At 51.4% G+C, this 11,370-nt stretch carries 8 protein-coding genes; all 8 read left to right on the top strand.

Annotated elements, in window-relative coordinates; genetic code table 11:
* The first annotated feature begins 17 nt into the window (after positions 1 to 17).
* The 8 genes from AC6I7T_RS11515 to AC6I7T_RS11480 all read left to right on the top strand — a co-directional run bounded on the left by AC6I7T_RS11515 (position 18) and on the right by AC6I7T_RS11480 (position 11,368).
* Positions 18 to 2,030 carry a sigma-54-dependent Fis family transcriptional regulator gene (locus AC6I7T_RS11515; protein WP_497793544.1) on the top strand — a complete coding sequence of 671 codons (2,013 nt, stop codon included), beginning with the start codon at positions 18 to 20 and terminating at the stop codon, positions 2,028 to 2,030.
* Positions 2,031 to 2,572: 542 nt separating this feature from the next.
* Complete coding sequence (locus AC6I7T_RS11510; protein WP_497793543.1) at positions 2,573 to 3,472, top strand: DUF3034 family protein; 900 nt, start codon at positions 2,573 to 2,575, stop codon at positions 3,470 to 3,472.
* 202 nt (positions 3,473 to 3,674) lie between these two features.
* On the top strand, positions 3,675 to 6,419 hold the full coding sequence (locus AC6I7T_RS11505) for a molybdopterin-dependent aldehyde oxidoreductase (protein WP_497793542.1): 2,745 nt from the start codon (positions 3,675 to 3,677) through the stop codon (positions 6,417 to 6,419).
* A 107-nt stretch (positions 6,420 to 6,526) separates the two neighbouring features.
* Complete coding sequence (locus AC6I7T_RS11500; protein ID WP_497793541.1) at positions 6,527 to 8,818, top strand: pyridine nucleotide-disulfide oxidoreductase/dicluster-binding protein; 2,292 nt, start codon at positions 6,527 to 6,529, stop codon at positions 8,816 to 8,818.
* Positions 8,819 to 8,823: 5 nt separating this feature from the next.
* Positions 8,824 to 9,012, top strand: a complete 189-nt coding sequence (locus AC6I7T_RS11495; RefSeq protein WP_497793540.1) for a DVU_1557 family redox protein — start codon at positions 8,824 to 8,826, stop codon at positions 9,010 to 9,012.
* Positions 9,009 to 9,746: a DVU_1556 family methyltransferase gene (trsM, locus tag AC6I7T_RS11490; RefSeq protein ID WP_497793539.1), complete on the top strand. Its 738-nt coding sequence runs from the start codon at positions 9,009 to 9,011 to the stop codon at positions 9,744 to 9,746. Before AC6I7T_RS11495 ends, trsM begins: the two co-directional genes overlap by 4 nt.
* Positions 9,739 to 10,188: a DVU_1555 family C-GCAxxG-C-C protein gene (locus tag AC6I7T_RS11485; RefSeq protein WP_497793537.1), complete on the top strand. Its 450-nt coding sequence runs from the start codon at positions 9,739 to 9,741 to the stop codon at positions 10,186 to 10,188. The genes trsM and AC6I7T_RS11485 overlap by 8 nt, the downstream gene beginning before the upstream one ends.
* A complete protein-coding gene (locus AC6I7T_RS11480) occupies positions 10,157 to 11,368 on the top strand; it encodes a DVU_1551 family NTP transferase (RefSeq protein WP_497793536.1) in 1,212 nt (403 codons plus the stop codon). The genes AC6I7T_RS11485 and AC6I7T_RS11480 overlap by 32 nt, the downstream gene beginning before the upstream one ends.
* Positions 11,369 to 11,370 lie beyond the last annotated feature (2 nt).

Raw genomic sequence — 11,370 nt, 5'->3', positions numbered from 1 at the left:
TGAAGAATACGTCCAATATGGCGGTAAATTTACTTACTCTCGGGAAAAAAGCCTGGGAACAATATCTCGAGAGAGATGTATTAGATCCGAGATTTGTACGCGAGGCTATTGCTCACTCGTGGCAGCGATGCCGGGAGCTTCAGGTTAATCCTCAAGCTTCTCCTGGCGAAGAACCTGTCCAGGAGGAGCGTCCGCTTGAGGTGCGTTGTCATGAAAAAGAGGCATTGCTTCGAATTGCCCGTCCATTTATGCGCGACCTCGGTTATTTCCTGCGCGGCTCGGATTTTCAGGTCGTTCTTACCGACGAAGAGGGGTTTCTTCTTGAGGTGATGGGGGAGCGCCGGATCGTCTCCCGTACTCGGGAGGTTCAATTGTGTCCTGGCGCAACGTGGAGTGAAGCCAAACGGGGCACAAACGCTATCGGTACTGCTCTAGTTGAAAAAAAACCGGTACAGATTTTTGCCTGGGAGCACTTCAGGGAAGAAAATCAGTTTCTAACCTGTTCGGCTGCGCCCATCCTCGATCCTTCGGGTCGCATCGTGGGTGTTATCGATATTAGTGGAGACTGCCGTCAGTCCAATCCCCATACTCTCGGAATGGTGGTGGCAGTTGTCCGTGCTATCGAGAATCAGTTGCAGTTGGAGACGGCGCAGCAAGATCTGCGCGTGGTTTCGCGCTATGCCAATGTACTGATGCACGGGGTAACCGATGGCTTGTTGGCAATCAACAGTCAAGGGATCGTTACCGACATTAATGCGCGTGGCGGCCAGATACTGGGTATCAATCCTGTGGTGGCAAAAGGTTCGGCGCTCGACTGCCTTTGCAAGGGAAGCATTCCCATCCTGCAAGTGATAAAGAGCGGTAAAGAGTATGAGAATCAAGAGATTGTGATCGACGGGTCCGGCAAGCGAATTCAAAGTTCCGCCTCGCCTGTTCGCGATGATTCCGGTGACATCGTCGGGGCCGTTGCTTTCTTCCACGAAGTCAATGACAAGCAAAATGCGCGTCGCGGCACCGTCTATTACACTCACCGCTCAAGGTTTGACGATATTGTCGGTGAGAGCTCGGCAATGAAAGCCGCAAAGGAGTGGGCAGCGTTAGCTGCGGCATGCTCCTCCACCGTTCTTCTTTTAGGAGAGAGCGGAACCGGCAAAGAAATATTCGCAAATGCTATTCACAGTACCAGTGCCAGAAGCCACGCTCCTTTCCTAGCTCTTAATTGTGCTGCAATGCCGGAAACCCTAATTGAAAGTGAGCTTTTCGGGTATTCGGATGGCTCGTTTACGGGCGCCAAAAAAGGTGGCCAGGCGGGTAAGTTTGAACTTGCCAGTGGCGGCACTATCTTCCTGGATGAGATCGGGGAGATGTCCTTGATCATGCAGGCTAAGCTACTCAGAGTTCTGCAGGAGAGGACTATTTCCAGGATTGGATCCTCCCGCGAAATTGAAGTGGATATCCGCATCATCGCAGCTACACACCGGGATCTGAGCAAAGACGTAGAGGCCGGGCGCTTCCGCGAGGATCTTTACTATCGTATTGCAGTGCTGGAAGTAAAGATTCCACCGCTCCGCAACAGGGGTGAAGATATTCCTCTGCTCACGCGCTCTTTATCGCGTAAGATCTGTACGCGTTTGGAACGGCCGAATCTGGAGATCGCAGAAGATTGTTTTGCCAAGCTCGCGTCTTACTCCTGGCCTGGAAATGTCCGTGAGATGGAAAATGTACTGGAGCGCGCAATTGTTGCCGCACGCGGTGCAGTTTGTCTTACGGCTGAAAACATCGATCTCCCTTCGAGTTCTCCTCATCATGGCTGTGAGAAGAGAACTGCGCCTGTAGAGAATCATCCACTTATATCTCCTCCTCAAGCTATTCGCCCATTACGGGAAGTGGAAAGACAGGCTATTGTCGATGCCCTAAGTTTCAGTTGCGGCAATATCAAAAAGGCCGCGTCCCATTTGGGGATTGCCCGTAATACTCTCTATCGCAAGATGGAAGAGTTCCATCTCCTTCCAGAAGAAGAACGTCGCTAAGGTTTTATCCCTATGTTCCAAGATTGAGCACGCCTCCGTGCGCAATTTTGGAACACGTATCTGATTCGGATCAAAATGTAACACCTAGATAGAAGCTAGAGAGCTGTGTCTCCGGTGTATATCGATCCGTTCCCTTTGTTGGACCTTCCCTTTTTAGACCGGTATCGGAGTTTATTGCAGCACCAACGACGGTTTGATGTGTATTTTGTAGCTGCAATCCTCACATAATCGTTCCCTCCACATCTCGTGGCAAAGCAATTGCATATTTACATCATTCAGAAAGAGAACCAAGGGATCCGCAAGAAAGAGCAGTTTAGGTCCTAGGATGGTCCATTCGAGCGAGAGAGTTGTGCGGTGGTTCTTTGATAGAACGACCACACAACTCACTGGTTCTGTGGACAGCGTTGAAACCTGAAGTGCTTCTGGCGTTCAAAAAAGGTTGGCCAGGTGAGATGAGCGGCGCAACTCAATGCAGGAAGTTATCGCGGCGAGAAGCAGGATCCCGAAGGAGGAAATACAGAATGTTCAACCTGAGGACAGATATGAGAAGCGGAGTCCGGCGGTTGTTCGTTGCGATAGCAATGGTAGGGATTGCTAGCGTGGCGCCCAATTTGACTGTACCTCTTCACGCCCAGGCGCTAGGTTGGGAAGGCGAAACTGGAGTTTTCGTTACACCGATGGCGTATACCGCTTCTGCCGAAGGACAGAAGTTACATGCAGTAGTTGCCTATCACTATTTCAATGCGGGACCAGTTATTGGCGATTTTCAGGAAGCGTCTACCGAAGTGGGAATCGGTAAGCGTTTTGAAATCGGCTATACACGAGAGTTTCATATCGAAGGCGGCGATAAGGCACTTAGCCCGCTCTGGCAAAACGGCTTTGATATCTTCAACGGCAAAGCCATCATCATTCCTGAAAATTTCAAAAAGAAAAACTGGGTTCCTGCAATATCCACCGGTTTTATGGCCCGTACAGGCGATCGCAATGTAGGTAACTACTTAACTTGGGATCCTGCAAAAAACAATGGCAAAAACAACGGTGATATCTATATGGTGGCAACCAAACTTATCACCCAAACTAAGAAGGTTCCTTTGGTCCTAAATGTTGGAGTACGCGGGACCAATGCCGAACTGTGGGGTATGGGCGGAAACGCTCCGGATTGGCAAGCACGTGCCTTTGGCGCAATTGCCTTTGTACTGAAGGGACCGGCGAAGAGCACCGTGATCTTCGGTTCCGAAGCATCGCAACAACCGCATCATCCTGAAGGTTTCCCAACACTAAATATTCCGACGACACTCACTTATTGTGTGCGTGTCATTCCTTCGGGCAAACACAAATTGAATTTTGATGCTGGTGTTGCACAGATTGCCGGACAAGTAATGCCTACGGTCAATCTCAAGGCGCGTCATCAGTTTGGGCTTCAAGTCTCCTACGGCTTCTAGGCCTATAGCTCTTGAATGAGTTTGTAACGAATTGTGCAGGATTGGCTCTATGGGCCAATTCTGTGCAATCATCCCTGCCGAAAGAGAAGCGGGGGGCTACGCTTTCGGCAGGAGCTGAATCGGGGAATATGCACTTGCGTTGACTGCAGCGAGCCAAGCGCAAGTTGAGAGATGCATAAAGAAAGGGAATGGGGTTAATTCCATGGAGAGAATTGTTCTCAACGTTAACGGTATTGACCGTCCGTTGGTAGTCGATCCGGAGAAGAGTCTTGCAGATGTATTGCGCGATCAGCTCTTGTTAACCGGATGTAAGGTCTGCTGCAGTGAAGGCCAATGCGGAACCTGCACCGTCATTATGGACGGCGAAGCGACTCGCGCCTGCCTGATTCCGGTTGGCGAAGTGGAGAAGGGCGCAAAGATCACCACAATCGAAGCACTTGGAACGCCGGAGAATCTGCATCCATTGCAGGTTTCCTGGATGGCTCACGGTGGAGCTCAATGCGGTGTTTGCACTCCTGGCTTCTTGATGTCGGCAAAGGTGCTGCTCGAGAAGAATAACAATCCAACACGTGAGGAAGTCAGAACCTGGTTCGACATCAACAAGAATGCCTGCCGGTGTACCGGATATCGTCCTTTGGTGGACGCCGTCATGGATGCAGCTTCGGTAATTCGCGGAGAGAAGAAGAAAGAAGACCTGCTCTTCGAGCCAGCCGAGGACGGAAGCATTCTCGGTTCTTCGTATCGTCGTCCTTCGGCCGTAGCAAAGGTTACTGGATCCTGGGACTTTGGTGCCGACGTGGCATTGCATATGCCTCCTGATACATTGCGGTTGGCACTTGTACAGGCGAAAGTCTCTCACGCAAATATCAAGGACATCGATACTTCCGAAGCAGAGAAGATGCAAGGCGTCTTCAAGATCGTTACCTGGAAGAACGTACCGGGTAAGAACGCTATCAATGGGTTAACAAACCCTGCCAATAAGGGGAATGGCTGGGATCGTCCAATCCTCTGCAAAGACAAGGTCTTCCAGTTCGGCGATGCTATCGCTATCGTCTGCGCCGATACTGTCGAGAATGCACGTGCAGCGGCAGAAAAGGTCAAGGTCGATCTTGAGGTTCTTCCTGCTTACATGAGTGGCTCTGCGGCAATGGCTGCCGATGCCATGGAAATTCATCCTGGAACTCCGAACGTCTACTTTGAGCAGGGCGTTAAGAAGGGTGAAGAGACAAAGCCTCTGATGGAGAAGGCGGCTTACACGGTTGAGACGGAGACGTACTGCAGCCGTCAGCCCCATCTTCATCTTGAGCCGGATTGCGGCTGCGCCTATCTGGATGAATCGGAACGCTTAACCATTCAGTCGAAGAGCATCGGTCTGCATCTTCACCATGCAATGATCTGCGCCGGTATCGGTATTGAGCCGGACAAGCTGAGAATTATTCAGAACGGTACTGGCGGAACCTTCGGCTACAAGTTCAGCCCGACGATGGAAGCTCTGTTGGGTGTAGCTTGCCTGGCGACCAGAAGACCTGTGTCGTTGGTATATGACCAGTTCCAGAACATCACCTACACCGGGAAGCGCTCTCCTGGAGACGTCAAGGTCAAGCTCGGCGCCGACAAGGATGGCAAGCTAATCGCGATGGAGACGGATTGGTGGATCGATCATGGTCCGTATTCCGAATTCGGCGACCTTCTGACACAACGTCAGGCACAATTTACCGGTGCCGGGTACGACATCCCCAATATTCGGGGACTCGGGCGTACAGTCTGCACGAATCATGCCTGGGGATCGGCATTCCGTGCTTATGGTTCCCCGCAAGCCTTCCTGGCTTCGGAGATCGCAATGGATATGCTGGCGGAGAAGATGGGGATCGATCCATTTGAGCTTCGCTATCGTAACCTCTATCGTTCACCTGCAACGACTCCGACTGGACAGGTTCCCGACGTCTATTGCCTCGAGAGCATGTTCGACAAGCTACGGCCGAAGTATGAAGAGGCGAAGAAGCGTTGTAAAGAGCTGTCGACTCCTGAAAAGCCATACGGTGTCGGCTTGGCGTTGGGAATCTACGGTTGCGGCCTAGATGGTCCCGACAGTTCCGAGGCAGCAGTGGAGCTAACCAAGACGGGCGTAACTGTCTATAACTCCTGGCAGGATCATGGTCAGGGCTCCGATCTTTCGACGTTGACGATAGCTCACGAAACCTTGCGGCCTTTGAAAATTCATCCTGAGAAGATACATCTGGAGATGAACGATACTCTCCTGCCTAATAGCGGACCTTCAGGTGGCAGCCGTTCCAACGTCTTCACCGGTAATGCAACCAAGGTCAGCTGCGAGATGTTGCTATCGGCGATGCGCAAGCCCGACGGCACCTATCGAACTTATGAGGAAATGGTTGCCGAGAAGATTCCTCTACGCTACGACGGTAAGTGGGTTGCGGCTGCATGTACTGCTTCCGACGTCAACACTGCGCAGGGAGATCCATTCCCGGTTTACATGTACGAACTATTTATGCCCGAAGTCGAGGTCAATCGGAAGACCGGGAAAGTTCGGGTCGTAAAGTTCACGACCGTAGTGGATGTGGGTACACTCATCAATCGGTCTACCGTTGAAGGTCAGATCTATGGTGGGCTTGCTCAAGGTGTAGGTCTTGCTTTGACGGAAGATTTCGACGATCTAAAGGTGCACACAAGCCTGAAGAATTGCGGCTTGCCGTACATCAAGGACATTCCTGACGATATCGAAATCATCTTCCAGGAGACTCCGCGTCCGCTAGGTCCCTTCGGAGCGGCAGGATGTGGAGAAGCTCCGTTGACCGCGCCGCATCCTGCAATTCTCAATGCCATCTATAACGCTTGTGGTGTCAGAATCTTGAAGGTTCCAGCACTTCCCAAGATCGTTAAGGCGGCACTGGAAGCGAAAGAAAAGAAAGATAATCTCGTGCATGCGTAAGTGACAATTTGCTGGGGCGGGATGCCGGTCTCGCTCCAGCGTTTTTTAATTGAATAACTTTCTGTAATACTTAACAGTTTTCTGTAATCCCCTCATTGGGGTGGGTCATGGAGCAGGAACAAGTTCGGCGGTGGGAAGCTCAATGTATTCAGGAACAGGCACCGTCTTGTACCTCGGCCTGTCCCATGCATGTGGACGTTCGCAAGCTCATTGAGTGTGTGAGCAAGGGAGACTTCAAGGCCGGTCTCGGTATTCTGGCTCGTTCTGTGCCTCTTCCTGCAATTGTTGCTCACCTCTGCGATCATCCTTGTCAACGAACATGCAAACGTTCTGAAGCTGGGGACGCAATTTGCATTCAATCCCTCGAAAAGGCTTGTGCTGAATATGGCGGTACTCTCGCGCCTGCCTCGGCACAGATGAAGAAAGATCAGAGAGTTGCAGTTGTAGGGGGCGATGTCAGCGGCGTCTCGGCCGCGGTTCTTCTTGCCACTAAAGGGTATCAGGTTGAGATCTTCGAGGAGGGGCCGGTTCTTCTCAGCAGTCTTAGGGGACTGGAGGGAACTACTCTACCTGCGGATGCCATCAGTGCCGATCTCGACAGGATTGGTCAGCTGAATATTACTGTTCATTACAGCAGTTCAGATTTTCTTAGGAGCGATACGTTTACTCTGGATTCGCTTGCGCAGGATTTCGATGCTGTGTACGTAGAGTATGAAGCTGAGTACGAGTCGCAGATTCCATATTCGAGAGATCCTCTCACCGATTCGCTAACTCTTGCGACTACGCATCCCAAGATCTTTGCCGGCGCTATTAAACAGGAAGATTCGCTGATCTTCGATGTGTATCAGGGAAGTGTCGCAGCAATCTCCATTGATCGTGTTCTCCAGGGAGCATCGCTTACCGCGAATCGCGAAAACCAGGGACCTTATCCATCTCGCCTGTTTGTGAACACGAAAGGTGAGACTCCTTTGCCGGCGGTTCTTCCTTCAGATCCGAGTTGCGGATATACAAAAGAGGAAGCACAACGTGAGGCCAAGCGCTGCTTCCCTTGCCAATGCCTGGAGTGCGTGAAGGTTTGCGAGTATCTCAAACAGTATGGTTCCTATCCCAAACGCTACGTTCGTGAGATTTACAACAACGAATGCATCATCAAGGGAATTCATACCGCTAATCGTATGATCAATTCCTGCACACTATGCGGTCTGTGTGAGACAGTGTGTCCCGAAAAATTGAGCATGGCGGAGATTTGTCTCCTTGCTCGCGAAGGCATGGTGAAGACAGGCAAGATGCCTCCTTCAGCTCATGACTTTGCGTTGCGCGACATGGCCTTCAGCAATAGCGATGCCTTTACTCTGGTCCGGCATCAGCCTGGGTTTAAAGAGAGCCGGTTTGCCTTTCTTCCCGGATGTCAATTGTCGGCATCCTCTCCGCAGCATGTTTCATCCTGTTATGCACATCTCAGTGAAAGCCATCCAGGAGGCGTAGGGCTAATCCTATCGTGCTGTGGTGCTCCGGCATTGTGGGCAGGGGAGGAACTGCTCTTTCATCAGACACTTCATACATTGCAGAATGCATGGAAGGAATTGGGCGAGCCCAGATTAATTACGGCCTGCTCCTCCTGCTACCGGGTTCTTCACGATCATCTTCCGGAGATTCCCGTAGAGCCTTTGTGGTCGCATATCGATCTCGCACGTATTTCTTCCACCATTCCAGCTTCGATGTTGCATGCAATGGCTATTCACGATCCCTGTTCCACCAGAAATATGCGGGAAGTTGAAGATGGTGCACGAGAGTTGCTCTCTGGTCTCGGCATTGAAGTGCAGGAACTGAATGAACGTGGACTCTCCACCTGCTGCGGCTATGGAGGGTTAGCGCAGTTTGCCAATCCTGACCTCGCCGACAAGATCGTGATCCGGCGTGGACAGGAAAGCGATGAGGACTATGTAACCTATTGCTCCATGTGTCGTGATAGATTTGTTCATCACGGTAAACGTGCTGTACACATCCTGGATCTGATCTTTCCTGCGAATGATCAAACAGATCCGGCATCCAGACCAGATCCCGGGTTCTCTTGGCGCAGAGAGAACCGCGCCCGCTTGAAGAGTCAGTTGCTCACAGAACTCTGGGGAGAACAGGGAGGTGCTGTGGAAGAAAAACTGCAGATCGATATCTCCGACAATGTTCGAGCACTACTGGAGAAGCGAATGATTCTGGTTGAGGATGTGCAGAAAGTAATCATGCACGCAACAGAAACAGGAGAGTACTTCGAAGATCCTTCGACGGGTCACTTCCTGGCCTATCATCGGCCGACATGCGTGACCTATTGGGTTGAATACTCGGTAGAGGGAGACCGGTATATCGTTTACAACGCATACTCCCATCGGATGCAGGTGAGTTGAGGCTTATGGAAACACAACTCATGTGCGGAAAATGTAAGCAGCCTTTGGTGAAGGCCAAAGCATTAGCGTCTTATCTGGGAGCAGAGTTTCCCATCGAACTTATGCGGTGTCCCAGTTGTGGACTTGTGCATATTCCCGAATCGCTAGCTACAGGAAAGATGTTGCAGGTTGAACAGGCCCTGGAGGACAAATGAGTTGTTCTTTCCAGCCGCCGGATCAAACCGCGTACCAAACCGGAAGAGTATCTGGCACGCAGTCCTGTTCTTCCCACCCAGGAGGCTTATCGCTTACCTTCCATGCTCTGGATCTGGCAGCACTACAACCCGGAGCTGTGATTCTAGATTTGGGGTGCGGATCGGGTGGCACTATGAATCTCCTATCCTCGCAAGGCTACCAGGCAATCGGCCTCGACCCTCTTCCCGATGAAATCGATCAAGTGGATGGTGTACGCATTCGCGGCTCTGCGGAGAATCTTCCTTTTCGGGATCATTCTGTCGATGGTGTATTAGCGGAATGCAGCTTTTCCGTAGTGGAGGATCAGGAGCGGGTGCTGGAAGAGTGCGCCCGAGTTTGTCGCCCCGGTGGCCGGTTGATAATTTCGGATCTTTATGCGCGTGAGCCTGAAGCCATTGCCACTGTGAGGTCGCTTGCCAAATCGTGCATATCAGGCATGATTATTCGCGAAGAGCTGGAAGCGCGCCTGCTTGCGAAAGGGTTCACCCTGAATGTGTGGGAGGATCATACTCCGGCGCTCCGTGAGTTTGTTGCTCGGATTCTGATGGAACATGGAAGTCTAGAGATGCTCTGGCAATGCGACGGCTCGGATGCATCTGGGATGGAGATTCAGTCGGCCATGCGAGCTGTGAAGGCTGGTTATTTTCTTCTCATTGCTACACGCAATTCATATAAAGGAGAACCTTATGAATGAAGAAAGCTTCCGCATGATGGAGTTGGCTATGCAGGGCTTTAATTGTAGTCAGATTCTCCTGATTATGGCACTTGAGGCACAAGGCAAGGAGAATCCCGACCTGGTACGAGCGATGAGCGGCCTGCTTGGCGGGCTGGGCTGCGGGAAGGTATGCGGAGCGCTAACCGGTGGTTGTTGTCTGTTGGGATTGTATGCAGGTAAAGATTCTTCGGAAAATAATGCCGCTGATTGCCTCCCCGATATGCTGAGCCGTTTCGTTGAATGGTTTGAGACGGAATACACCGCGCGTTATGGAGGAATCAATTGTTCGGAGATCCTGCAGGACGATGCTCGAAATAAGATGTCCCGTTGCCCTGCAATTGTTCTCGAGAGCCTGGAGAAACTAAAGGCTATCTTGGCGGAAAACGGTTATGAGTTCGCCAGAAATACACAATCCGCCTAAGGAGCATGGAGTGCCACGTTTTGCTGCAATCATCCTGGCTGCGGGACACTCGTCGCGAATGGTCCGGCTAAAGCCTTTACTACCTCTTGCCGGATCGACCGTGATTGAGCATGTGATAGAGCTATTTCGCAAAGCCGGGATCAGCGACATCGTCGTTGTACTTGGCCATCGTGCCGAAGAATTGCAGCCCACGGTTGAGCTGGCGGGCGCAACCTGTGCCTTCAACCCGTATTTTGAGCAAGGAATGTATTCTTCCGTGCAGGCAGGAGTACGTACGCTTCCTCCTGCCGCAGATGCAGCTTTTGTTCTTCCCGTTGATATTCCCCTGGTGCGTGCTAATACGCTGCACCTGCTGCAATCCGCCTTTACTGCCTCAGGCAAGCAGATAATCTATCCCGTCTTTCAAGGGGAGCGAGGTCATCCGCCCCTGATTGCACATAGCATTTTGAGAGAGACTCTGAACCCCGAAATTTCCGGGCCTTTCTGCAATTTGCTTCAACGACATGAAAACAAAGTATGTGATGCACAGGTCGCGGACGAAGCCATTCATCTTGATATGGATACTCCTGCGGACTATGCACGAATCTGTTCTCTAGAAGAAGTACGCGATATCCCTTCTAGTGGCGAATGCGAATCGATTCTCTCCATCCGTGGGGTGGCTCCCCCGTTGCTGCATCATTTAAAGGCTGTTGCTAATATCGCCTGCAGCATTGCTTTTGCTTTAAATGAAAAGGGCTTTAGCTTCAACATTGATTTGATTCGTGCCAGCGGCCTGCTGCACGACATTTCGAAAGGCATGCCCGATCATGCCCAGCATGGAGCTGCACTTCTTCGTTCCATGGGCTTTTCCCGAGTTGCGGAGGTAGTGGCCTCTCACATGGAGTTTGACTTCCCGGATGGAAAGCTGTCGGAAGCGGCACTGATTTATCTTGCCGACAAGCTGGTGCGCGGAGATACCCTTATCACCCTGAACCAACGCTTCCGTCCTGCATTTACCCGTTTCCGTTACGACACAGAAGCTCTAAAAGGAGTTAAGCGCCGTCTAGTAACAGCTCGTAAAATCGCTGTGACTGTAGAGAAGGAGCTCGGCATAGCGTTGGGCTGCTTTTTGCACCAACATACATCGAGCATTCCTTCTAGTGCTGTCGTTTGGCAGCCCACATGCATACCGGATCTATAGTT

Source organism: Humiphilus diazotrophicus, from assembly GCF_059726315.1.
The sequence above is the reverse complement of the archived record's forward strand: the minus strand, read 5'-3'. Positions and strand labels throughout refer to the sequence as shown.